Genomic DNA, 24,270 nt, shown 5'->3' on the forward strand with positions numbered 1-24,270 from the left:
ATTACCTGTTTTTGGAAATTTAAACATAAAATTTGGAGGACATACATGAATACAGATGTTGTGATAATCGGCGCCGGCCCGGCCGGAATTTTTACCGCCATTGAGATGCTGCGCCGGGGCAGCAAACAAAAAATTGTGATTGTGGAAAAGGGGCAGTCTATTGAAAACAGACGCTGCCCAAAGGATAAAACAAAGCAGTGCGTGGGGTGCAAGCCCTACTGTCACATTACAACGGGCTTTTCCGGCGCAGGCGCTTTTTCTGACGGAAAGCTTTCTCTCTCCTATGAAGTGGGCGGAGACTTGCCCTCAATCATTGGCGAAGAATTCGCCCAGGAAACCATTGACTATACGGATAAAATATATTTGGAATTTGGCGCGGACGAACATGTGGAAGGATTAGGCAATACAGAAGCAGTGAAGGATATTCGCAAACGCGCTATCCAAGCCGGATTAAAGCTTGTAGACTGCCCGATCCGCCATTTGGGCACAGAAAAAGCCCAGGATATATATCTAGCCATTGAGAAATATCTTTTGGCAAACGGCGTAGAGATTTTGTTTGGCCACCAGTGTATCAATGTAATTTTAGAAGGCGACGTGTGCCGCGGCGTAACGGTTTCAGACGGCAAGAAAAATTTTGATATTTTTTCTTCCCACACCGTCGTTGCCACAGGGCGTAGGGGCGCCGACTGGCTGGAAAAAATCTGTGCTGAGCACAACATTGCCCATCAACCCGGAACTGTTGACATTGGCGTTCGCGTTGAGGTTAGAAACGAAGTTATTGAAAAGGTGAACCAGGTACTTTATGAGTCGAAGCTTATTGGCTATCCCAAACCTTTTAAAAACAAGGTACGCACGTTCTGCCAAAACCCCGGCGGGTTTGTCAGCCAGGAAAACTATGACGACGATTTGGCTGTGGTGAACGGCCATTCTTATAAAGAACTGAAGTCAGACAACACAAATCTTGCCATTTTGTGTTCCCACAACTTTTCCGAGCCATTTAATCAACCCATTGCTTATGCACAAAAGGTGGGCGAATTGACCAACATGCTGGGTGCAGGCCATATTTTGGTTCAGCGTTTCGGCGACATTTTAGACGGAAAACGCACCTGGCAGAAAGAGCTGGCCCAGTCCAACCTGAAACCCACTTTGCCGGACGCGGTGGCCGGCGACATCACAGCGGCAATGCCCTATCGCGCCATGATTAACATAATTAATTTTATTCAGGCCATGGATGAAGTTGTGCCGGGCTTTGCATCCGACGAAACGCTTCTGTATTCGCCTGAACTCAAATTTTACAGCAACCGTGTGAAGATGGACAAAAACCTCAACACAAACATCGGCGGGCTGCACTGTCTGGGCGATTCCAGCGGCTGGACGCGGGGGCTTATGATGGCGTCTGTTATGGGTGTATTGATGGGTCGGCAGCTGTCAGACGAAACTTAACGAACAGTAAGAAAGTGCATGGAACCATTTTTCATGCATTTTTTGTTACATAATTTTATTGATACTACACATAAAATAATACAGCGCAGCCTATTCATGCCATGGCCGCGGAAAGGCAGTAATGGAAGCCGTCGGTTCGGAGGAATTAAATTGAAAAAGTTTTTTGAAAATAGAATGGTTTTAAACGTCCTGCGCACACTTCCCGTCGTTCTGACGCTGGCGGCGGTGGTTTTCCTTTTTGTGTCCGGCGGCAAGTTTTCGCCAGAGGATATTTTATCCCACTCCCCTTCCACGCCGATTTTCATTGTGCTGTTTATTTTAATTTTATACGCATTAAAAAGCCTTTCTGTGTTCTTTCCCGTCATTGTGCTGCAAGTGGCAGTGGGGCTGTTATTCCAGTCCTTTTGGGCGGTTTTGTTAAACATTGCAGGCATGGCGGTGGCATTTGCGCTGCCCTACGCCATTGGCTATTATTCCGGCGCGGCAATGGTGACAAAGCTTTTGGACAAACACCCAAAGGTGGCAGACATGATTGAAAAACAGCGCGGCAGTGATTTTTTCATTTCCTTTTTTCTTCGCATAATTGGTTTTTTACCCGTCGACCTGGTCAGCATGTATTTGGGCTCGGTGAAAACCGATTTTATGAAGTTTATGACCGGAAGCCTTGCCGGCGTGCTTCCAGGCGTTATTGCGGCAACCATTGCGGGAACGAGCATCACAGACCCAACCTCCCCCACATTTATTATATCGCTGAGCATTGCACTGTTGCTTTCTGCCGCTTCTTTTATCGGAAACGCACTCTATCAGAAAAGGAAAAAACAATATGGGAACGAAAAATAATCGCATGCGGCACAGCTGGTTTGGGCCGCTGTTTCGCAAACGTCTGTTAATCATTTTAATGCTGCTGGTGAAAATTGCCTTTTTAATTTTTTTAACAGCATTTACCAGCAGATATTTTATTGTGCTTCAGTGGGTCTTTGTTGCCGTCAGCATTTATGTGGCGCTTTGTCTTGTCATGCAGCGCTTTAAAGGAGCTTATAAATTTACCTGGGTGTTTTTAATTTTGCTGTTCCCATTATTCGGCGGATTGTTCTATTTGTTTTTTACAAACCAGTCCTCCACCAGACGTATCAAAAGAATTTTGAAAAAAACCTATGCCAAAACCCGCGGGCTGTTTCGGCTTCCTGAAAACACATACCATGGCGAGGTACCCAGCAACTTTAAGCCTCAAATCCGCTATTTAGAGTCCTATGCGGGTTTTCCTGCGTTTGGTCGCACAAAAACGCAATATCTTCCAACCGGGGAGGATATGTTTGAGCATCTCATAGCAGAGCTGAAAAAAGCGGAAAAATATATTTTTTTGGAATATTTTATTATCCATCAGGGGAAAATGTGGAACACCATTTTAGATATTTTAGAAGAAAAGGCGAAATGCGGCGTAGACGTGCGGATTATTTACGACGACTTTGGCTGTTTTTGGATTTTGCCGAAAAATTATTGTCAGACTCTAAAGAATAAGGGCATATCCTGTGCGGTTTTTAACCCCTTCAAGCCACTACTGACCACCAGCCAGAACAACCGAGACCACCGTAAAATTGCAGTGATTGACGGAAAAACTGCTTTTACAGGCGGCAATAATCTGGCAGACGAATATATCAATGAAATTGAAAAATTTGGTTATTGGAAGGACACGGCAGTGAAAGTAACAGGTGACGCAGCGTGGAGCTTTGCTTTAATCTTTTTGCAGCAGTGGTCGGTGTGCACCCAGCAGCAGGAGAATTATGAGGCGTTTTATCCCTGGAACGAAACAGCCTGCGACATTGCAGACGACGGCATTGTGGTTCCCTTTGCAGACAGCCCCATGGATTTAGAAAACGTTTACGAACAGGTTTATCTTCAGATTATAAACAACGCGAAAGAATATGTATATATCACCACGCCCTATCTGATTATCGATGACAATATGGTAACTGCACTGACGCTAGCCGCAAAAAGCGGCGTGGACGTGCGGATTTTAACGCCCCACATCTGGGACAAGCGCGTTGTTCATTTCACAACCCAGTCTTATTATAAGACGCTGTTAGACGAGGGTGTAAAAATTTATGAGTTTACCAGCGGCTTTGTTCATGCAAAAACTATTGTTTCCGACGACCAGGTGGCAGTGGTCGGCTCAGCTAACTTAGATTACAGAAGCCTTTACCTGCAGTTTGAATGCGGCGTTCTGCTGCTAAACAGTTCTGCTGTGAACCAGATGCGGGACGACTTTTTGAACATGTTAAGGTCAAGCGGTGAAATTTTGTCGGAGGACTGCGCCTGCGGGCGCATAAAATCTTTTGTGCAGAAAGTTGTCCGCCTGTTTGCGCCCCTCATGTAATAAAAACCGGGGAAAAATCCCCGGTTTTTATTTATGAATTGCTTTATCAGCGTTTAGAATCATCAAAATTAAAATTTTAATTCCCTCTAAAAATCCCGCTATGTGCAGCATTTCGTCCTTCTGGTGAATTCCGCCATGCCCCTGAGGTAAAGTTTCAGGCAGCTTAAATTTATAAGGAGCACAGGTCCCCACGCTGAAAGCATTTTTTAAATGTGCCGCATAGGTTGCGCCGGCGCTGTATTGCGGCTTTGCTCCATAGTCGCCGCTAACCGTTTGATAGGCGGCAAGCAGAGCATTTACAACTTCTTTCTCCGCATCATTGTTAAAACCCGCTCTGTTTTCCAGTTCCGTCATGCCCCAATTTTTGCTTGTAAGCACACGGTTGATGTTATCAATAATGGTTTTGCCGTCAGCTTCTGTTCCGTAGCGGATATCAAAGCTTAACGCTAACCGTCCATTGTCCATTTTTGCAATTCCATTGGCGCAGGTGAGCCTGCCAAAATTTTTATCCTGGTGCTTAATGCCAAATGGCTCTCCATAAAACCCCTTTAAAAGTTCTGTAACTGCGCTGAAAATATTTCTGTCCGCCTGAGGCAATTCAGAACAGCTTTTTAAAAGGTTTGCCGCACAAAACAGCGCATTTTCAGAGCCTTCGGGAGCAGAGGCGTGTTTTGAAACGCCCATTGCCGTTAAAATCAGCTCGTTGCCCCTCTGCTTTATCTGAATTTTTCCATTCTGTTCCGCCCGTTCTGTTAATTCCTTTTGCAGCGCGTCTGTATAAGTTATGGTCACGCAAACCTCATCTAAAACTACGTTAAAGGCCGAGCCTCCGCTGACACTGCGCACTTGCTGGAACAGATCACCGCACTGCGCAAAAAAGCGCATTGTGCCCTTTTCCCCTACATAAACAGGGAACGAGTTGTCCGGAACTAAGGACACATCCGGCATGTTTTGTTCCCTTACAAAGGCATCGGCATCGCTCATTCCGCTTTCTTCATCAGAACCCACAAACACAGCAAGCTTGCTGTTTAAAGAAAACCCCAGCTCCTGAATTGCTTTCACCGCATAGACCGAGGCAACCACGCCAGATTTGTTATCCTCTGCTCCCCTGCCCACAATAAAACCACTTTTCTCAATTGGAACAAAGGGTTCTGTGTAAATCCAGCCGCCTCCTGCAGGCACCACGTCGCAGTGGGAGAAAAGACCGATTGTTTTGTCCCCCTGGCCGAACTCTGCCAATGCATATCCGCTGTTTTCAAAAATCTTAGTTTTTAGTCCCATACGCTGAAAAAGTTTAGCAGAAGCATTTAATGCCATGGCACAGGGTGCGCCGTTCGGCGCGCCGGGCGCCGCCGCTTCTTTTACCGAGGGTATTTGAATTAAATGTTTTAAATCATGAATAATCTCGCTTTTGTGAACTACAAGAAATTCGTCTATCCGATCAGTCAGCGTCAAATGAATCATCCCCTGCTATTGATATTTTTAATGCGTGTAACACGCCGTTTCATTGCCGGCCCCAGGCTGAATCTCCACATACCGAGATGAAAAATCATCAGCATCGGATAAAGCTCAAGCCTGCCCGCCAGCATGTCGAACATCAGCACATATTTTGAAAACGGTGAGAAAAAGGAAAAGTTTCCGCTGGGACCAACCGCTGCCATTCCGGGGCCCACATCGTTCAGCGTAGCGGCTACCGCGGTAAAGGTTGTCACCAAATCCTGGTTTTCAAAAGAAAGCAGCAGCACCGAGGCGATGAAGATTAAAATATATGCTACAAAGAACACGTTAATAGACCGCTGAACCTCGTGATTCACCATTTTCCCCTCGGCCTTAATTTTTTTTACGCTGCCGGGATGAATCTGAATCATCAGTTCCTTTTTCACGGTTTTAAACAAAATCATAATTCTGGAAACTTTCATACCGCCGCCGGTGCTTCCTGCACAAGCCCCCACAAACATCAGCGTTACCAAAATTGCTTTTGAGGCCGCAGGCCACAAATCAAAATTGATGGTGGCAAAACCCGTTGTGGTGATGATAGACGACACCTGGAAAAAGGCGTGCCGAAGAGTGCTTTCAATGCTGTTTTCCACAGGATAGATATTAAAAAATATGATAACTGTGGCTGCAATTATGATCAAAAAATAATATCTTGCCTCCTCAAACCGGACGGCCTTACCCCACTTTTTTAAGTACAGCAAAAAATACATGCCGAAGTTTACGCCAAACAACATCATAAACACCGCAACCACCCATTGAATGTAGGGCGAATAATCGGCAAAACTGGCATTTCTCACTGCAAACCCGCCGGTACCGGCCGTTCCGAACACAGCGGTAATTGCGTCGAACGCTGGCATTTTGCCTAAAATAAGCAAAATAAATTCCGCCAGCGACAGCACAAAATACATTACATAAAGTATTAATGCCGTGTTTTGCACTTTGGGAAGCAGACGCTCGACAGATGGGCCGGGGCTTTCTGCCCGTAAAAGATGAATTGGCGAGCCGCCTTTCGTAAGGGGCATAATCGCCAGCAGAAACACCAAAACGCCCATGCCGCCCACCCAGTTGGTAAAGCTGCGCCAAAAGAGGCCGCAACGGGACATTGCCTCAATATTGGTTAAAATGCTTGCCCCCGTAGTGGTAAACCCTGAAACGGTTTCAAACAGCGCATCGGTAAAATTGGGAATGTCCCCATTGATGCAAAAGGGCAGTGCGCCAAAAATACTTAACATAATCCAGCTAAAAGCCACGGTCACGAAGCCTTCTTTTTCAAAAAACACCATGTTCCGCGGCTTTTTTAAAACTGTCAGCGTTCCAATTAAAATACAAAGCACCGCAACAAGCAAAAAAGCGATACCTTCTTGCTCTCCATACAGTAAAGAAACAATAAAAGGCAGCAGCATAAATGCGCCTTCCATGTTCAATATCCAGCCCAAAATATAGATAATTGCTCGAACATTCATTTAATTCCCTCAACTTAATTTTGTAAAATATCGCTGATATCGCGAAAGCCTGCCTGCATTGTGACCACAACCACCTTGTCGCCGATTTGAATTTTATCGTCGCCATTGGGTATAATTACCTTGTCCTGCCGCGCGATGCTTGCAATTAATAAATTTTTCTTCAACCGCAGCCTTTTTAGCGGAATTCCGGCCAAAGGCGAATCTTTTTCAATTTTAAACTCAATTGCCTCTGCCCGGTCGTCAAAAATATGATAAAGGGTTTCAATGTTGCTGCCAATGGAGTTTTGTTTTGCCCGCACATAGGCGATAATGGTTTCTGCTGTAATATACTTCGGATATACCACGCTTCCCAGCTCTAAGCTGTCGATTACGCTGTCGAAAGCAATTCGATTCACCTTTGTGATAACTTTTATGTTCGGGTTCCGTTTTGCGTGGAGAGTGAGCAGAATATTTTCCTCGTCCAAACCGGTAAGCGGGATAAAGGATTCTGTTTGGTCTAGCCCCTCACGGGTTAACAGTTTTTCGTCGGCACCGTCGCCGCAAATAATAATTGCGTCGTCTAACAGCAAACTCAGTTCCTCGCAGCGTTTCATGTCCAGCTCAATAATTTTTACCTCAATGCCCATCTCTATCAGCTGTTTTGCCAGATAGTAAGAGGTTTTTCCGCCGCCGATAATCATTGCGTTGGAAACGCGGTGGGTTTTTAGACCAATCTTTTTAAAAAAGACGTGGGCATTCTTCACCGTTGAAATAAACGAAACAATATCCCCCGCTTCTAAAATGAAGTTGCCGTCTGGTATTACCAGTCGTCCGTCCCGCTCCACAGCGCAAATCAAAATCTGGTCTTTCTGCTGCAGTTTTGATAGCGCTTTTCCAGCCAGCACGTTGCCTTCCGGAAGCTTAAACTTAATCATTTCCACCTGCCCTTTGGCAAAGGCATTGATTGAAAGCGCTGTTGGAAAACGCAAAAGGCGTGCGATTTCATTCGCCGCCTCAAGCTCGGGATTGATTATCATCGAAAGGCCTAGCTTGTCCCGCAGATAGTAAAGCTCCTCGCTGTAGTCCGGGTTTCTCACCCTGGCAATAGCCGAGCACCGGCCTACCTTTTTCGCAATGGTACAGCAAAGCAGATTCAGTTCGTCGGAATCTGTTACGGCGATGATTAAATCTGCATCTTCAATTCCCGCTTCCATCTGCACCTGGTAGCTGGAACCGTTTCCAATTATCCCCAAAACATCGTAGGTTTCACAAATACCCTGAATTACAAAATGGTTTTTGTCGATTACGGTAACGTCGTGCCCTTCGTCACAAAGACGGGCCACCAGCGTACTGCCTACCTTTCCGCAACCTACAATAATAATCTGCAATCCATTTTCGACGTTTTGATTTTCTCTTTTAGACACGTTAACGCCTCCGAAAAAATACTGATATAATAAATTTCATTTTTAATAAATTTTCTAAAAATTTATAATCCCCTGATGGTATTTAACTGTTCTTCATCAAGATTTCCGCTGTGGTCAATATAGATATCAATGGTTACAAAACCGCCGGCGCAGTTTACATTTTTTACATATTCTTTCAAATATGCATTGTCGTGTGTCACACCCCTGCTGCGCCACAGTTTTGCTCCTAAAGGCGCTAAAATATGTGCGCGGGAGCCTCCGTAAAACGCTTGGGTGGGAATAACATTTAAATCGTTAAACTCGCCTGCCGTATAGTCTTCATCACAAAACCATTTATAACAACTTTCCTGTACACCATTGTTAAAGGTAACGATAGCCTCGGGATTTGCCTTTTTTATTGCATCATAATAAAGCTTTATATTATCGTTGTTATATCCTAACCAGTCATAACAGCCGTCTATCCACCAGGCTTTGATTTTATCGCCGTAACGCTGGGCATATTCCGCCAGCACAGACGACCATTTTTCCACAAAAGCTGCAGTTACGCTGCCCCGCGGGTCGGACAAACCGAATTTCGGGCCGCAGACCTTGTCTTTCCATGGGCCGTCCCCGGTGTAGTAAAGGCACAAATCAATGTCATATTTGGAAAGGGATTGATACAAATCTAAAACTAAATCCCTCGTTGCGCACGCCTCTCCTGGCTGTGTGCCACAAATTCTGTTAAACGTTTCATTGGGCGCAATCATATACTTTTGCCCCTGCATTATCGTAATAAAATAATAGCCGGCGCCAACATCATTAAGCTGTCGCGCCAGTTTTTCCGTATCAAAATTGTTTACTGCCAGGTTCCAGTCGCGACGCACCTGTTCCGTAGGTATCTGCGACCCGGGCTCACCATATAAAAAGTGGGTAAAAACGCCCCAGCGCCGGTTAAAAAGCCGTTCTGTGATGTCCATTTACATCCTCCTAACAAAACTTCTCGTCCGTTGTTCATTATATATGAACGTTTCCCGTTTGTCAAGGAAAACATATAGATTGTATAAAGACAAAAAGAAACAGCGCCACAAGCATGTGGCACTGTTCCTTTTTGGATAATTTCTGTAAAAATAGAAGGAGGGGGGTTCTATCTAAAATGAGAGGATAGACGAATTTTACCAGCCAAACCAGGAGAAGAAATCAGACGGGAACTGATACTGCTGTCCGCCCTGCTGGCCTTCCTGCTGAGAATTCTGTTGTTCGTTCTGTGCGTTTTCATCAACAGGCTTTTCTTCCTGCAGTTCAATAGTAAAGCTGTGTTTTTCGCCGTTCCGCGAAACTTCAATTTCTATTTTATCACCGGCCTTGTGGTCGTCCCGAATGCTGTTAATTTCGTCAATGCTTTTAACTTCTTTGCCGTCAAACTTTAAGATGACGTCGCCGGCCTTAATGCCGCCTAAGTCGGCAGCTCCGCCCTCTGTAACCTGGCGGACATACACGCCGATAGGCAGATTGTTGGCTTTTGCAATTTGCTCGGTTACGTCTATACCGGTCAGGCCAACTATGGGGCGTCCGGTAACATAGCCGTGCTCAATAATTGATTCAATCACAGGAATTGCTTCGTTTATCGGGATAGCAAATCCGAGGCCTTCCACATCATATCCGGTAGATTTTGCCGTGTTAATGCCAATAACCTGGCCGTAAACGTTGATAAGCGCACCGCCGGAATTACCGGGGTTAATCGCCGCGTCGGTCTGCAGCATGGTCATCTGTCTGCCATCTATCACCATTGTTCTGTTGATTGCACTGATATAACCCACTGTCAACGTGCTGGCTAACGCCTCTTGAAGCGGATTGCCAATTGCCAAAGCCATGTCGCCCACGCGCAGTGAGGATGAATCCCCCAGCTCCGCATATGGCAGTTCTTTGTCAGACTCTACCTTTAAAACCGCAAGGTCTGTTCTTTCATCTTTCCCAACTACCTGGGCGTCAAAGGTCTGATTTGCAGTTGTTTTCACGGTGATAATTGCCGCACCGTCAATAACGTGGTTGTTGGTTACAACATATCCGTCGGACGTCAAAATTACGCCGGAACCGCTGCTGGTTGCAGTGGAACTCTGCAGATACGAGCCGTTTGCTTTCGATGTTGAAATAATGCTGACAACTGCCGGGGAAACCTTGTCGTATATGTCTGGAATTGCCATTTGTCCGCCAGACGCAGTGGTTGCGGTATTCTTAACGGAATCTTCCGGACCGCTGTTTGCTATGGACAGGGTGTTGCTTGCCGGTTTTTTATCGGAATCGCCGCCTGTAAATGCATCAAAGGAAATTGCAAAAATACTGAAACACAAAAGCGACGTTACAACAGCGCTGACAACTGCAACAAAAATTGGATTTTTAAATGGATGTTTTTTTACTTTTGGCCGGTAAACCGATAACGCGTGTTTATCCGTCACCGTTCCGCACATAACCGGTTCAAAATCGTCTTCGTGCCACTGATAACCTTCGTGGTTCTCCGCGTTGTCCGATTGGCTGGCGGCTTCAGGTTGACATTCCTCCACATTCGCAGGATTTTCGCCGTATACGGTTTTATTCACATCATCTTCATGGTTTTCTGAATTGTTTGCGCCAAATTTGTTATAATCTTCCATAGTCGTTACCTCCGTATAAAGATTTAAAATAATTTTTGTCTTTTGTTGGTATATCTATATAATAAACCATCTTTTTTACGTTGGTATGAACAAAATGTTAAAAGTAAAAAATCTAAAATGATGAATTTATGAGCTTTTTTTCCTACGGATATGTAACAGGATAAAGCGACAAAGTACAAAGGCTAAAGTGCCTGTCAATGCCCCTGAAAAATCAATCAGCACATCGGTTATCTGCCCGCTCCTTCCGTCCACAAACAGCTGATGAAACTCGTCAGCCGCAGCAAACAAAAGCGGATATAATAAAGAAATGATCAGTGTGACGTGCATATTAAAACGATAGCTTCTGCACAAAGCTGCAACAAAAATTGCCAGCAGCATAAACTCAGAGAAATGTGCGGTTTTCCGAACAATTTTATGGCATGTCTCAAACAAGGTTGCTTCTTTTGCTTTTGGAACGCTGCGTGTTTTTTTTACAACTTCTACTACCACTTCTGTCACCTTTTTGCTCGTGCTGTTCGATTGTGCTGCGGTAGCGCTAGAAAAGGAAAAAATTTGAACAGAAATAAAAATGACAAAAATCCATAAAATACTTTTTTTCAGCATATTGGTGTCCTTTCAATCAAAACAATTGCGTAAGTAAAAACCAAACAGGCTACCGCCTGGCGGTAACCTGTCTGCAAATTGATTTTAAGCTTTTTTAAAATCCGGCTCGTCTTTTTTGCTGTCGTTTACAAAATACGGAATTTCGCCTAAAACCGGGAGCTGAAACTGCTTTGCAATAAACTCTGCATCTTTTACCTTATTATCCAGCATTTCTACAAGAAATACAGCAATCATGCTTAATAACAAGCCTACCAGCATACCGATTTTCACATTGTTTCCAATATTAGGAGAAGAGAACGTCTGCGGATATTCAGGCTCGTCCAAAAGCTTAACACTTCCGCCTTCCACAACTGAACTGATTTGATCCTCCGCCAAATTTGTTATTACCTGCGCAATAATATAGGCGTGCTGCGGATTCGGCGACTCTACGCTGATAACCAGTATTTCTGTATCATTTTTTGATGACATGGAAATCATACTCAGCAGTTGCTCATGGGTATAACCCAGCCCGCATTCAGCGGCAACCTTTTTTAAAAAAACGTTGCTGGTTAAAACCTCCGCATATGTCTGCACAAGTTCCTTGCGGACCATTAGGGTATTTAAATTAACGTCCTTAACGTCTTTTGCAACCACATCGTTGCTGTTTTCCGTGTACATAGACCCTGCGGAAACATACATCGGAGTAACAAAAAACACTGTAAACACACCGGAAATAATGCCTCCGACCAAAATTCCAATTAGAAGAACCCACCAGCGATGCAAATAAACCCGTAGCAAATTTATAATATCTATTTCTTTCTCCATTAAATTTTCTCCTTAGTCAGGTATGATAATTGATTTAATAAATGCGCCTGTGCTGGGGAGGTAAACATCCATCAAAGGCTGATATGTTTCAAATGCCACAAAAAAGTCTTTATTCGGCACTGCTTTTAAGTCCGTTTTTTCCTTCAAAAACTTTGAAAAAGCGCTGTTTAAATCAACCGTATCGCTGGTGGCCGTACATTTGACAATGAATACGGTTTTTCCATTCTCCTCGTAGGTTAGAGAAGGATAGAATGTAAAGGATACATTTACGTTCTGTTCGCTTTTTAAAATATTTTTAACCTCGCCTAAAAATGCCGTATAAACAAATGCACACTGGTTCGCTTTGGTGTAATATTCCGCAGGCTTCGTTGCTTCTTGTTTCAAGTTATAAACCGAAACAGGTACACCCTCTATAACGGAAGCATAATCAGCATAATTTGCAGGATAAACTGACAGGTCTTTATTCAGTTTTACATTATACATCGCGTCACCTATGTAGCCCAACTCTAAACCTGCCGCCTCGTCAAGCTGAACCAAAAGCGCCGCAATGTCGCCGAGGGTTGCTTCCTGTTCCGCACCCAAACGTGCTCCTGCCGTCAGTTTCACTCCCCCTGCTGCAGCGTAAGAAAGGCACAGGTTTTCCATTGTTGTGCTTTTCGCATCAACACAGTCTTCATAAAACGCGTCCAGCTTTCCTAAGTTCACGGTTTTGCCGCCTCTTCTCACCAGGCCGTAAACCAAGCCGGAAAGACTGTCTTGAAGGTTCGCGTTTTGATCAATTTTCTCCTGACTGTAATATTCACTGCCCCATACTTTATTTGCCAGCACATACAAATCCTTTGCATACTCATGCTCAAACAAATCGTGTGTATCAAGGCTGGAACTATCATAATAAATTGGCTTTCCGCCTGCACCGAGCGTCATTACCGCACGGGCAAGCTCTCCATAGGTAATTGTAGCATTTTTGTCATAGGTTTCTCCCGGGAATACACTATGAAAAGTTTGCGCAAGCAAATTTTCACTTACTACATTTTTAAAATGATATTGCTTGTTTTCCGCAATAATTGTTCTGGAACGAACAATTAACGTGGCGGCCTCTGCCCGCGTAAGGGCCTTGTCCAAACGCAGGTTAAATCCGTCGTCGCCCTGTACCAGGCCAATGGTATAGCCCCAAGAAGTTGCATCCCGGTTGGTTCCCTGTTTTGATATCGCATACGGCGCGTCATTATTTTCAGGCGAGCCGTTTCTTTTCCAAATTAAGTTAATCACATCGCTGCGGAGCATTTCCCTGTCAGGATAAATATAGTTACCCTCCGGCTCTAAACCGGACCACATAATATACTCATAGCCCCAATGTGTTTGAGAAAGGTCGGAAAACGTACCCTCATAAGCCCGGTCCCATTTTCCAATCATTTTTACAAATTCTGCACGGGTCACTGTTTTTGAAGGCTGAAAGCTTCCGTCTTCATAGCCGTTTACCGTGCCTTCGCCGGCCAATGTCATAATATCCTGATAAGCCCAGTGGCTTTCAGGCAAATCGTTGAATTCTTCTGCATGAACATTTATTCCAAGCGATACGAGCAAAATGAAACAAATGAGCATTGAAACTGATTTTTTCACGATAAAATCACTCCTGAAATAAAGTATCTTTTACCAAATCGACTGCCTCACGTGAAATGGTGCAGCCTAGTTCATAAACAGGCGTTTTCGTAATAATGTTATTTAAAACTTCCATATGCTTGTCCATTAACGCTTCAAAAACCGGCTTTCTTGTTTCATTCAATAATTTTACTGCAGCTTCTACTGTTGACAGTTTTCGAATTGTGTTGGTTTGTGCCTGTTTTAAAAACACAATACCCTTTAGCGGATATTCCCTGTTTTCATTAATTTCGGTCTTGCCGCTCCAGGGCGAGCCACAGGCAAACAAGCTGCCGTCACACTCTCGCACCACCGGCGTATCGTCGTTAAACAGCGTAATGTCGTCACCGTAAAACTGTTTCCAAAGCCCGGCATGGGTCGACTTCCCTGTTTCTGAAGGAGCGGAAAACAAAACGGCTTGTCCCTGATATGCAACAGCCGCCGAATGGAGCACCGCTGCATGGTGTTCGGTCTGACAAAAAGCAAAAATATCACCCAGCACAAAATGCAGAAGATAATCCGTGGTAACATCCAGATGGTCCTTAATATCTACATATTCAATAACAGCGTTTTTACACTGTCTGTCTATGTCGGCTCTGATAAGAGTCGCACGATATTTTGAATACTGTTTTACTGCGGAATACCCTTCGCTGCCCCTGTCAATCCAATACCATGCATCAAGCCGGCGAAAATCTCTTCCCGCCGGCACTACGATGCAGTTATTTTCTTTAAAGTGTATGTTGAGGTCGGCAGACACATTGTCCCCCGCCTCAATTTTGTAATTTTTCATTCTGTGGCTGATGTAGCTGCTGTTTAAGCCTTCCAGCCTTACAATTACACCTGCGATTTTGTACATAAAGTTAGCTGACTACCAGGTCACCGTCTTTTTCAAGACCTGTACCGCCTTCAGAAAGCGCCATGCTAACTAAGCTGCTATTGCTGGCCGCAGCTGATTTTGATGAACCCTTATAAACCGTAGTCGGAACCGCAGCGATATTCTCTTTAAGCTGTAATTCAATTACACTTATGCTTGGTTTTTCATATCTTTTCATTATCTCTACCTCCCGATTACTGTGCTACGGCTGTAACCGTATTAGTGTTAGCAACAATTGTATAACCAGACTCTGTCGCGTAATAAATTGCTGTATAATACGGTGTTCCAGCTTTAATGAAATCTGCATTTTCTGTAGCCGTGTCAATCAGCTGAACAGCAAAATAACCATCTGCGTTCTTGCCTTTTGCCTGATACACACCTTCTGAAGGAAGCTCTGTAACATTACCGGCAGTAATTGCAGCTTCAGAAACAATAATGCCGTATACATCAGAGTCTTTAACCTGACCAATGACTGAAAGTTTTCTGTTACCGGCAGCACTTGTTACATCGCTGGAACCTTCTTCTGTTGTGTATTCATCAGTTTTTCCGTCAGACACGATTGCAGCGCCCTGGATATAAGAGCCTGTGGGGTTTAATACAGTAGCATCTTTAACTACAACGTTAAGTGTTGTGTCTTTGATTACAGCGCCAAGGACAACCGTGAGCGTGCCGTTGCTGTAAGAAGCACTAACAACTGTTGCATCGTCTGATGTAACAGTGTCTAACGCTTTGCCGTCTGGCATTGCATAAGCAAACGTAAATGTTCCGCCCTCGTTTGTTGTCGGAACAACGGACGATTTGTCGCCGCATGTAATTGTGTAGCCTGTAACATCTGACGGTGTTGCTGCTGTTGCCCCTGTGTAGCCAACCTTTACATCACTTTTCAAATTGGCTGCGGCTGTTACATAATTAAATGTAGCAGATCCGGCCGTGCTCGCCGTATCCTGGTCAACATAAACCACATCGCCAGAACTGTTGGTTGCATAGTATGTCACTTCAACCTCGCTGCCGGCGTCGGTTACAGTTGCTGTTACTGCAACTTTCTGGTTTTCAGAGCCCTGAACATATGTTGTCGTAGTTGAAATTCCGACAGCACTTGCCCCAACAGCAAAAGAACCAACCAGCGTAACAGCTGCGGTTAAAGCGGCAATCTTTTTGAATACCCCTGTTTTAACCATTTCTTTTCCTCCTTTTATTGCTTATTAAAATTTAAAAGCCGGGGATAATTTATCAAAGCACGTCAAGTGTGCCATCCTGCAAAATATAGGTCTTGTCGCATGCATCCATCACTTCTTTGCGATGTGAAACGACAATACAGGTTTTATCTGTCATTTGCTTTAAGTTAAAAAGCAGTTTTTCTTCCGTGTGAATATCCAAAGCAGAGGTGGCTTCGTCGAGCAGCAAAACGGGTGCGTCATAATAAAGCGCTCTTGCAATTGCGATTCTTTGAACCTGCCCTTCGGACAAGCCGTGGCCTTTTTCACCTAAAACCGTATCAAGCCCCTTTGGCATTTTTTCTACCGCTTCGGAAAGCTGCGCCAGCTTTACCGCACGAAGAACTTTTTCTTCAACAGGGTTTTCATCGGCAAAGGTAATATTGTCGCGAACGGTGCCGGATAAAATCATATTTCCTTGAGGAACATAAGAAAACAGCTTTCTAGTACCGGAGCTAAATGCGATTTCCCCACCGCCGTCAAGCTCAAGGCTAACTGTTCCGCTGTCCGGTTTTATTACGGCAAGAATCAGTTTTGTCAGCGTGCTTTTTCCAGCACCCGAGCTGCCGCACAGCGCGACGAACTCGCCTTTATTAACGGTTAAATCAACATGTTTTAAAACCTTTACTGTGTTATATGAAAAGTCCACATTTTTGAACTTGATACACTTAAAATGATTTAATTCTTCTTCATTTAAAATTGTTTGCGGAACTTCATCTTTTAATTCCTCCAGTTCCATCAGCCGTTCTACCGACGCTAAAACCATAAAATACTGTGGAAACAAAGATGCAAGTTCACGGAACGGCGACTGCAGCTGGCCTACCAAGCCAAGCACGGCTGTTACCGTACCAAACGTGATTAACCCTAAGCTGAGCCGGTAAACACTCCAGGCAAGGGCAACATAATAGCCTGCTGTAACTGCCAAAAAAAACATTACATTTGCCAAAATTCCAACGGTAGAACGTTTTACGTTCAGCCTGAAATTCTCATACTGGAGTTCTTCTGACTTGCTCCGCATGATTCTTTCCCTGCCAAATGCCTTAATTACCAAAAAGTTTTGAATGGTTTCCTGCAGGAATGAGCGGACCTTACCGTCGCTTTCCCTGCACTTTATATGCAAATCTTTGATTTTTTTTCTATATATATAAGCTGCGAGCAATACCACAGGCCCAAAGGCAAGGCACGCAATTGCAAATTGCCTGTCCAATGCATACAATGCCACGAAGCTGAAAACAACGGTTGATACCAGCGCAACGACATTTGGAATAATTTCAGTAATTTTCTCTGCAACCAATGAAACATCACTGATCAGCCTGTTTAAAACCTCACCCGAATGAATTGCGGCAACCTCGCCAAAATCCTTTTTCATCAGCAAATAAAAAAGGTCTGTCCGAATAGACATTGCCAGCTTTCCGCTGGTTTTAATATGTATTCTAATGTATACAACTTGTAAAACAAGCTGAATTCCTAATAAAACACCCAACCGCACCGCGCTGCCGAAAACACTGCCTTCCGTCTGCTTCGTTGCTGTGTCAATCAAGCTTTTTGAAACCAAGGCGAACTGGACGCTGATATAAGAAATGACGGTTACAATTATAATTAAAACAATTAATCTTGGGATATACGAACGAATTCTATTAAAAATCCACTTATTCGAATTCCCGTCCCTTTTCAACGGATAACCCGCCTTTCCAGTGCTTTTTTCGCCGTTATTCGCTGAGAAAACCATGCGACTTTAAAAGGCTGATGAATTCCACAACATCCTTTTCGGCAGTAGCATTGTCAACCGCTTCATACTCAGCCATTAAAGCGCGAACCAAATCTTCTTTCGTTCTGTCCGATTTGAGTTGTTCCCACAAAAATGCCCCGCTCTCATTTAGCGAAACTGCAACTGCAAAATCAACAATATTGTCCCCCGTGGGGACAACAAGATAGTCGTCCACTATTTTTTTTACTAAGAAACCGTCTTTAATCTTCATACTTGCCTCCAATATTAAGGCATAATCATAAGTTCATATTATGATTTAACTAAATTTTAACATACCTCACATAAAAAGTCAAGCATCATTTAAAATATTTTGCAGTTTTATACAATTGCATGTAAAATTATTATTCCCCCATGTTAAACTGCACAAAAAAAATAGAAGCAAAGAAGCGAGTAAACGTTTTTTTGACAAAAAAATGATTAATCCCACTCTAATAAAAATACTTTTTAAAGACATTGCAGATAATGATAAATTCTATAACGAAATTCAGATTGTTATTCTTTAGGAATTATCAATGGGATTGAGGAAGATAAATTTTGTCCTGATGAATCTTTGAATAGAGCGCAGATGTGTCAGATGATTTATAAACTGATTAACAAATTGAGGTATATGAAAAACAATTTAGGGTAGTCATTTGACTACCCTATTTATTACGATTATAAATAATAACGGTTTTTTGTTTTATAAATGAACAAATAAAATATTTGATAAACCGTATGGTTAGCACATTATTAAGATATAGTTTTTATAACATTTTACAGGAACATTTATCTCCGACGCCGGGTGCCGTAGGTTCAAATCCTATCAGGCGAAAGCCTTGAAACGCGCCAACCATGCTGAGGTTTTTTCTTTGCAAAGTCCTCTTTAGCTCCGATTCATATATCTATTAAGCTATTTATATTTATAAAATCTAAATTAGAATGGGAAATTATTATTCTCGTTTTTTGTTGGTCTAAAAGCAAGTTTTTTATTAAAAATCTTCCATTTTCATCTAAAAATTCAAAAGGTTCATCTAAAATAATGATTTCATTATTTTTTAGGAGCAATCTTGCCAGAGATAATTTTTTTTGTTCCCCTCCTGACAATTCTTCTCGTGTTCCTGTAAGAACCCTGCTTTTCATTTCTAAAAGACCAACTTTATTTAAAACAGCAGCTATTTCTGAGTTGTTTGCATTTAAATTAGCTATTCTAACATTTTCATAAAGAGTACCCGGAAACAAATCAGGAAATTGATTCATGATGCCAATTTGATTTCTTAGTTCTTTTACACTAAATGCTTTTAAAGGGATTTTATCAAGATAAAACTCCCCTTTGTCTAAAGTTTCCAGTTGACACAAGAGATTAATTAAAGTGCTTTTTCCCGCACCATTTTGTCCCTTAATGTGGACAAATTCTCCTTTTGAAATACGAAAGCTTAGATCATTAATAATCATTTTTTTAGGAACATATGAAAAAAATCCATGTTTTAAATAAAGTTGGTTCCACTCTTTCGGCAAACATTTTTGATAATTTTTTTCTTTATTCGAGACTAACTCTTCTATTCTTGCAATTGCTTTTGGAATTTGGGCAAAATCTTTTAAGTGACCGCAAATTTGATTTGTCAGTGTTTTAATCGATATGAAATAGGAGTACATGGTAATCATTTCTCCTACCGAGAGATCTCCCCCAAAAAATATTTTCCAAACAAACAGAAAGATTATTCCAAGTAAAAGGATGAGTTCCCGAAAAAAATCCAGACTTTGGATTAAATAAATTTCTCTTTTTAAAATTCTTTGAAATGCTTGAATAAATGAATCGGATAAATATTTGACTTCTTTGCTGCCTATATGAGAGGTATGAAAAAAGGATCTATACTGAATTAAATCCAATCTATCCGAATTGATTTTTTCTTCATAACATTTTCTCTCTTCTGCAAATTTAGCCATTTTATTGGATGGTGTAAAAGTAGAAATGAGTGAAAGCCCCACTAAGAACATCAAAATCAAGGACTGTATAAAGCTCATCTGAAACATGAGTACAACTGTAACAATGAGAGTTGTTAAATAAGCCACGCACCTTGTAGGAGTCATAACGACACTGGTTCGAAAAACAATTGGGTCATACTGAAGTCTTCGTGAAGCGGTGCCAGTAGAAAAAGTTCGCATATCACTGAATTTCTTTTTCATAAACTCACTTAATATAATTTTATCATGAATTAGACCTCGTCTAAAAGAAGCAATGTTTGCCCATAAATCAAGTAGAGGCATTACAAAAATACTAATTACAAATGCCGCCAGCAATTGAATCAACATTGATTTTGCTGAAGTCGTATTATTAACCAAAATATGATCGACAAATTGTCCCATAATATTTGCAATATATACTGAAAAGAACGAAAACAAGAAATAACTTATGTACAACAAGATAGCCGCAGGCCACATTATAATCCAGACTTTTTTTAAATTGTCTTTTTTCAATTTCTCATTTCCTCCTTTTTTACTATCTGTCTTTTCTCGTTTATGACAATGACTTCCCGCGCCAAATATTCTAAACTTTTTTCATGTGAAATTATAAAAATAAGCTTTTTGTCTTTTAGCTCTGTTAGATATTTTTCCAGGATACGAATAGCCTCTTCATCAAGTGAAGATTCAGGTTCATCCAAAAGATAAATGGGATTTGAAGAAGATAAGCAAATGGAAAGCATAATTTTTTTTCGCTGCCCCCCTGATAAATCCTTTAAAGGTTGGCTTAAAAGATTATTTTCTATCTTGAAATCTTTTAAAAGCGACAAAATTTTTTCTTTTCTTTCCGGAAACATTTCAATTAGTATTTTGGAAGACATATTAAGCATAACTGGAGCCTGAGGGCAATATGAAAAGCATTTGTAAGCATTTCTCCTATATATTTTTTGATCGCCATAATTTATTTCACCTTCATTTTTATCTAGTTCCCCTAAAAGCAACAGCAACAAAGTGCTTTTACCAATGCCGTTTGGCCCTTTTATCCAAATAATGCCGGTACCGGATATTTGATAATTAATATTTTCAAAAAAGATTTTATTATTTATTCTATAAGATAATGAACGAATGTTAAATCTATTGGAGGCAGAAAAGGCAGCTTTTTCTAACCTTTCTTTGGTCTCCTTTCTATTATCATAATCTTGCTCGCTGTTATCCCTTGAAATGCCTTCAGAAATTCTTTTTATCGCCTCTATATACAGGGATTTTTGAGTTACAATTGTAAAAAAATTTTTAACAAAAGAATAAAAATTGGTTGATAAAGAAATAGATTGTACTGCCATTTCAAAAGTAATCCATTGATACACTAAAAAAAAGCCGATAATAACAGCAAATCCTAACTGCTGAATAAATGTAACCATATGCTCGATAGATGTCTGGGTTGCAGAAGTTGCTGAAGCAATCATCCCAGTTTTTTGAAACTTTCTTTGTTTTTCTTCGTATTTTTTTAAAAACCAATTATGAAGATTGAACATTTTAAGCGAAAAAAAACCGGACACTCCAGAAATAATCCATTGAGTCAATTCTCCTTCCAACTGACCCGCGGCTGCATAATTTTTGATAAAATACTTTTTTGTAAGATATGGTGGCAAAAACTGAAAAAGACTAATAATAAAAAGTACACATATAACAAGAGGCCTCTTTATAAAAAATAAATAATAAGCGGCATAGCATATAAAGCCCATAATGGATTGTATGTAAAACGGCACATTTATACAATAATATGATGCAATTTGTTCTGCATCTTTTTGAAAAAAAATTATTACATCTCCGTTTTTTACATTTTTTTCACGGTCTATGCCGCTGTTAATTATATTAAAGTACATAATTTCATGGAAACGTTGTGTCGTTTTTATTTTTTGTTTATTAATAAAAATTGAGAATATATACTTTAGTAAAATTTGACAAAAAAAAGCCATTGTAAATAATAATAAATATAATCTCACACTTTTTTGATTGTCAATACTAAAGCTTGTCCATATGTTTGCCAGGGAACGGGCAACTACAATAGATAAAAGCATAGATATTATTAAATTAACGCTTTGTATCACAGTGATTTTTCTAAAAACTTGTTTTGCTATTTTATGATACATAGTTTTTTACCTCTCCCTAATCATATTAGAACGAAAACCGTTTTTTTGCTTTAATGTATCTTTGTAATTTCTCTGTATCATGATTTTTACCAATACAAAAGTAGAGCCCTAAGGCACATTCAATTAATTTTTTGTTAATAATGCAAAATATTGGATCTGGATTTAGAATATTTTTAGTTGATAAAAAAGAATTATGGAAACAATCTCCGCCACAAATATATTTTGCCCAACATTTATTACATTTAGGTCTGTCATCTACTTTATTAATCAAAAATTTTTCTTGTTTATCTTTTAAAATTCCATCATAAATATTGCCCAGACAGAAGTCTTCCATCCCTACAAAGCTATCACAAGGATAAATATTACCTTTAGCGTCAAAACTCAACTTATTTTTCCCCGCCATACACCGTTTATAAATTCTTCCACCATCCAAAACTCGGCAAACTAATTTTCCAAAATAATCATTTTATAAACTCAATAAGTTATAATTATTCATTTAGTATTATTTTCAATATTATAATTTATTCAATTTATAGATTTAGTATTTTTAATAAAAATATAGATGCTACATACACTTTAATTAAAATCTTTTGACTGACATTTTGACTAACTGACTAACATTTTGACTAACATTTTACCGTTCATTGCTGTGCATTACCGTACATTTTTGAAATTTCTAAAAAAATAAGAAAAGGCTCAAAACCCAGTAAAATCACCAGTTTCAAGCCTTTTTCCTTGGCAGGGGCAGTAGGATTTGAACCCACGACACACGGTTTTGGAGACCGTTGCTCTACCAGCTGAACTATACCCCTAAACTCAACGGATATTAGTATACCACATACATTTAAATTTGTCAATATCCAAACAAAAAATTAATCAAAAAGACGCATCCAAAACAGATGCGTCTTTCTTTACTATATGGTTAGTTTCTTTCCAATACAACGCCGCCGACAAGTCTTCTTGCTTCAATCAGCATGTTTGCGCGGATGGTATATTCCGCCGGATAAAGAATTTTATCGGAAGAAAGCGACACAGAGTCGAGATTTCTCGATTTTTCAATCAACACCTTGGCATGTTTTGCCGCAGCCTTTTCATCGTCTGTTCCGCTTGCCAGTAACGTGTCCGCCTTATTTAAAATCAAATCCTGCTGAATTGTTAAAATTTCCTTCATTGTATCAATGGGGGAAGAGGTGAGCTTGTTCCTGTCTACCCCGCCTACCAAAAGTTCTGCCGCCAAAAGATTTTCGAAGCAATATTGATAGTTAAAGGGGTAAATAATGTGCGGAGCGTCCGGCAGTGTGGGAGGCCACTGGCCATCTGAGTTATAGGAGTTGGTTAAATGATACCAAACCTTTTCCACAGTCGCATCGTCCAACGTGTTTTTCACCTCATGGAGTTTTTCACGAACCAAGTCCTGCCAGGGACGCAAAATCCGTGCCATGGGGGTTGAAGCCCATGTGGATGCCCGGGCGCCATGCCATGCGTTGTCGTCGTCTACGTTTAAAATATCGTCTAACGGCTGCAACTTGTTGCAGGCCTCGTCGTATGTAATGAACTCACCAAGCTTTTCAACTTCTTTAACCAAGCGGATTAACTTTTCAGGAGATTCCGGTGTCTTTTCAAACACATTGTCCGGCTTATTCTGATACTTCAATCTGAACCAGCCGTTTGTTCCGATATATTCCGCATCATCTGCAAAAATAACCAGTGCGCCTTCCGGCTCGCCGGGCTTCTGCTGGGAATATTTCTTAATCAAATCCATATATTTTTCAAAGCTGTAGCCTTCCATTCCCATGAAGTGACGAACAGCAAACTGGCACACGCGGTCAGTGCGCAGGAACATTCTTAAGCTGTCGGTTTCATAGCCTTCAATTTTGTTGAACGGAAAATGGATAGCACGCTCGCTGCCCTCTAAGTCATACTTAAAGTCAAAGCTGTAGAACGCCGGATCGTCGCTGTATTCCTTTTCAAAAATTTCAGGACGAACAGGCTGGCCGTTTTTCAGTCTGGAACGGCTGTAGGCCTCAAAATCGCCGATTAAGTTTCTGAATCCGTTGTCAATTACCTGCTGGGGAACATAGCTTCTCCAACCACATTCCGGGTTCCAAAAGCTCTTAGGCGTTATACCAAGATACTTTTTGAAAATATCGTTTGAGAATTTAATGGCCCAGGTGCCGTCCTCCTGTGGGAAATTCGGCAGCATGGGATGTGCATAGGGGCTTCCCATAAATTCGCAGGTGCCGTTGGCAATTGCTTTTTTGAGCTTTTCCAGCACGTCGGGCGTAAGCAGAGCCATCTGCTCAATGGTATAGCCGGAAGCCTCGAAAACATATTTTGTGTTCGGGAAATTTTCAGCCATGGTGTCAAACGTCAGCTCATAGCTGTTGCGGATTACAAACTCATACTTATCAGGATTGAGGTAAGCATAGTTTAAATTTGCATGAAAAATCATAACATATTTCATAAAAATATCC

At 41.5% G+C, this 24,270-nt stretch carries 20 protein-coding genes, 1 tRNA gene and 1 pseudogene; 4 read left to right on the forward strand and 18 right to left on the reverse strand.

The window, feature by feature from the left end; genetic code table 11:
• Positions 1-45 precede the first annotated feature (45 nt).
• The 3 genes from H8698_RS06995 to cls all read left to right on the forward strand — a co-directional run bounded on the left by H8698_RS06995 (position 46) and on the right by cls (position 3,817).
• Positions 46-1,443, forward strand: a complete 1,398-nt coding sequence (locus H8698_RS06995) for an NAD(P)/FAD-dependent oxidoreductase (RefSeq protein ID WP_249311875.1) — start codon at positions 46-48, stop codon at positions 1,441-1,443.
• Between the two features lie 150 nt (positions 1,444-1,593).
• A complete protein-coding gene (locus H8698_RS07000; protein WP_249311876.1) occupies positions 1,594-2,283 on the forward strand; it encodes a TVP38/TMEM64 family protein in 690 nt (229 codons plus the stop codon).
• Positions 2,267-3,817 carry a cardiolipin synthase gene (gene cls / locus H8698_RS07005; RefSeq protein WP_249311877.1) on the forward strand — a complete coding sequence of 517 codons (1,551 nt, stop codon included), beginning with the start codon at positions 2,267-2,269 and terminating at the stop codon, positions 3,815-3,817. Before H8698_RS07000 ends, cls begins: the two co-directional genes overlap by 17 nt.
• A 27-nt stretch (positions 3,818-3,844) precedes the next feature.
• Here the strand turns inward: cls and H8698_RS07010 are convergent, their stop codons facing one another.
• From H8698_RS07010 to H8698_RS07070, 13 genes are all read right to left on the reverse strand, one after another.
• Entirely contained in the window at positions 3,845-5,272 is a 1,428-nt protein-coding gene (locus H8698_RS07010) for a Sapep family Mn(2+)-dependent dipeptidase (protein WP_249311878.1), read from the reverse strand.
• Between the two features lie 5 nt (positions 5,273-5,277).
• Positions 5,278-6,777 carry a TrkH family potassium uptake protein gene (locus H8698_RS07015; RefSeq protein ID WP_249311879.1) on the reverse strand — a complete coding sequence of 500 codons (1,500 nt, stop codon included), beginning with the start codon at positions 6,775-6,777 and terminating at the stop codon, positions 5,278-5,280.
• 14 nt (positions 6,778-6,791) lie between these two features.
• Positions 6,792-8,180, reverse strand: a complete 1,389-nt coding sequence (trkA, locus tag H8698_RS07020) for a Trk system potassium transporter TrkA (protein ID WP_249311880.1) — start codon at positions 8,178-8,180, stop codon at positions 6,792-6,794.
• 62 nt (positions 8,181-8,242) lie between these two features.
• Entirely contained in the window at positions 8,243-9,136 is an 894-nt protein-coding gene (locus H8698_RS07025; protein ID WP_249311881.1) for an alpha-L-fucosidase, read from the reverse strand.
• Positions 9,137-9,331: 195 nt separating this feature from the next.
• Positions 9,332-10,807 carry a S1C family serine protease gene (locus H8698_RS07030; RefSeq protein WP_249311882.1) on the reverse strand — a complete coding sequence of 492 codons (1,476 nt, stop codon included), beginning with the start codon at positions 10,805-10,807 and terminating at the stop codon, positions 9,332-9,334.
• A 126-nt stretch (positions 10,808-10,933) separates the two neighbouring features.
• Positions 10,934-11,410, reverse strand: a complete 477-nt coding sequence (locus tag H8698_RS07035; protein ID WP_249311883.1) for a VanZ family protein — start codon at positions 11,408-11,410, stop codon at positions 10,934-10,936.
• An 84-nt stretch (positions 11,411-11,494) separates the two neighbouring features.
• Positions 11,495-12,214: a YveK family protein gene (locus tag H8698_RS07040; protein WP_249311884.1), complete on the reverse strand. Its 720-nt coding sequence runs from the start codon at positions 12,212-12,214 to the stop codon at positions 11,495-11,497.
• Positions 12,215-12,226: 12 nt separating this feature from the next.
• Positions 12,227-13,834, reverse strand: a complete 1,608-nt coding sequence (locus H8698_RS07045; protein WP_249311885.1) for an S-layer homology domain-containing protein — start codon at positions 13,832-13,834, stop codon at positions 12,227-12,229.
• A 7-nt stretch (positions 13,835-13,841) separates the two neighbouring features.
• Positions 13,842-14,708, reverse strand: a complete 867-nt coding sequence (locus tag H8698_RS07050) for a hypothetical protein (protein ID WP_249311886.1) — start codon at positions 14,706-14,708, stop codon at positions 13,842-13,844.
• Positions 14,709-14,712: 4 nt separating this feature from the next.
• Positions 14,713-14,904, reverse strand: a complete 192-nt coding sequence (locus tag H8698_RS07055) for a hypothetical protein (RefSeq protein WP_177679800.1) — start codon at positions 14,902-14,904, stop codon at positions 14,713-14,715.
• A 16-nt stretch (positions 14,905-14,920) separates the two neighbouring features.
• The gene (locus tag H8698_RS07060; RefSeq protein WP_249311887.1) at positions 14,921-15,904 is read right to left on the reverse strand and encodes a hypothetical protein; all 984 of its coding nucleotides are present in this window, start codon (positions 15,902-15,904) and stop codon (positions 14,921-14,923) included.
• 52 nt (positions 15,905-15,956) lie between these two features.
• A complete protein-coding gene (locus H8698_RS07065) occupies positions 15,957-17,615 on the reverse strand; it encodes an ABC transporter ATP-binding protein (RefSeq protein WP_249311888.1) in 1,659 nt (552 codons plus the stop codon).
• Between the two features lie 34 nt (positions 17,616-17,649).
• Positions 17,650-17,919, reverse strand: a complete 270-nt coding sequence (locus tag H8698_RS07070; RefSeq protein ID WP_177679299.1) for a PqqD family protein — start codon at positions 17,917-17,919, stop codon at positions 17,650-17,652.
• A 291-nt stretch (positions 17,920-18,210) separates the two neighbouring features.
• Between H8698_RS07070 and H8698_RS13500 the strand changes: the two are divergent.
• Positions 18,211-18,336, forward strand: a pseudogene (locus tag H8698_RS13500) (S-layer homology domain-containing protein); the annotation flags it as partial.
• 245 nt (positions 18,337-18,581) lie between these two features.
• On the opposite strand, the gene H8698_RS07075 reads toward H8698_RS13500, so the two are convergent.
• The 5 genes from H8698_RS07075 to H8698_RS07095 all read right to left on the reverse strand — a co-directional run bounded on the left by H8698_RS07075 (position 18,582) and on the right by H8698_RS07095 (position 24,260).
• Positions 18,582-20,162 carry an ATP-binding cassette domain-containing protein gene (locus H8698_RS07075; RefSeq protein WP_249311889.1) on the reverse strand — a complete coding sequence of 527 codons (1,581 nt, stop codon included), beginning with the start codon at positions 20,160-20,162 and terminating at the stop codon, positions 18,582-18,584.
• Positions 20,159-21,796: an ATP-binding cassette domain-containing protein gene (locus H8698_RS07080; RefSeq protein WP_249311890.1), complete on the reverse strand. Its 1,638-nt coding sequence runs from the start codon at positions 21,794-21,796 to the stop codon at positions 20,159-20,161. The genes H8698_RS07075 and H8698_RS07080 overlap by 4 nt, the downstream gene beginning before the upstream one ends.
• Positions 21,797-21,821: 25 nt before the next feature.
• On the reverse strand, positions 21,822-22,199 hold the full coding sequence (locus H8698_RS07085) for an SPASM domain-containing protein (RefSeq protein ID WP_283245419.1): 378 nt from the start codon (positions 22,197-22,199) through the stop codon (positions 21,822-21,824).
• A gap of 333 nt (positions 22,200-22,532) precedes the next feature.
• Positions 22,533-22,608 (reverse strand) — tRNA-Trp (locus tag H8698_RS07090).
• Between the two features lie 110 nt (positions 22,609-22,718).
• Positions 22,719-24,260, reverse strand: coding sequence for a hypothetical protein (locus H8698_RS07095; protein ID WP_249311892.1), 1,542 nt, complete (start codon positions 24,258-24,260; stop codon positions 22,719-22,721).
• Between the last annotated feature and the right edge of the window lie 10 nt (positions 24,261-24,270).

The organism is Congzhengia minquanensis (assembly GCF_014384785.1).
Taxonomy (GTDB): Bacteria; Bacillota; Clostridia; order UBA1381; family UBA9506; genus Congzhengia; species Congzhengia minquanensis.

Excerpts from the sequence above, each read along its gene's own strand:
- H8698_RS06995 (WP_249311875.1), top strand. The coding sequence starts at position 46 with ATGAATACAGATGTTGTGATAATCGGCGCCGGCCCGGCCGGAATTTTT.
- cls (WP_249311877.1), top strand. The coding sequence starts at position 2,267 with ATGGGAACGAAAAATAATCGCATGCGGCACAGCTGGTTTGGGCCGCTG.
- H8698_RS07015 (WP_249311879.1), bottom strand. The coding sequence starts at position 6,777 with ATGAATGTTCGAGCAATTATCTATATTTTGGGCTGGATATTGAACATG.
- H8698_RS07025 (WP_249311881.1), bottom strand. The coding sequence starts at position 9,136 with ATGGACATCACAGAACGGCTTTTTAACCGGCGCTGGGGCGTTTTTACC.
- H8698_RS07030 (WP_249311882.1), bottom strand. The coding sequence starts at position 10,807 with ATGGAAGATTATAACAAATTTGGCGCAAACAATTCAGAAAACCATGAA.
- H8698_RS07035 (WP_249311883.1), bottom strand. The coding sequence starts at position 11,410 with ATGCTGAAAAAAAGTATTTTATGGATTTTTGTCATTTTTATTTCTGTT.
- H8698_RS07040 (WP_249311884.1), bottom strand. The coding sequence starts at position 12,214 with ATGGAGAAAGAAATAGATATTATAAATTTGCTACGGGTTTATTTGCAT.
- H8698_RS07050 (WP_249311886.1), bottom strand. The coding sequence starts at position 14,708 with ATGTACAAAATCGCAGGTGTAATTGTAAGGCTGGAAGGCTTAAACAGC.
- H8698_RS07055 (WP_177679800.1), bottom strand. The coding sequence starts at position 14,904 with ATGAAAAGATATGAAAAACCAAGCATAAGTGTAATTGAATTACAGCTT.
- H8698_RS07060 (WP_249311887.1), bottom strand. The coding sequence starts at position 15,904 with ATGGTTAAAACAGGGGTATTCAAAAAGATTGCCGCTTTAACCGCAGCT.
- H8698_RS07070 (WP_177679299.1), bottom strand. The coding sequence starts at position 17,919 with ATGAAGATTAAAGACGGTTTCTTAGTAAAAAAAATAGTGGACGACTAT.
- H8698_RS07080 (WP_249311890.1), bottom strand. The coding sequence starts at position 21,796 with ATGTATCATAAAATAGCAAAACAAGTTTTTAGAAAAATCACTGTGATA.
- H8698_RS07085 (WP_283245419.1), bottom strand. The coding sequence starts at position 22,199 with ATGGCGGGGAAAAATAAGTTGAGTTTTGACGCTAAAGGTAATATTTAT.
- H8698_RS07095 (WP_249311892.1), bottom strand. The coding sequence starts at position 24,260 with ATGAAATATGTTATGATTTTTCATGCAAATTTAAACTATGCTTACCTC.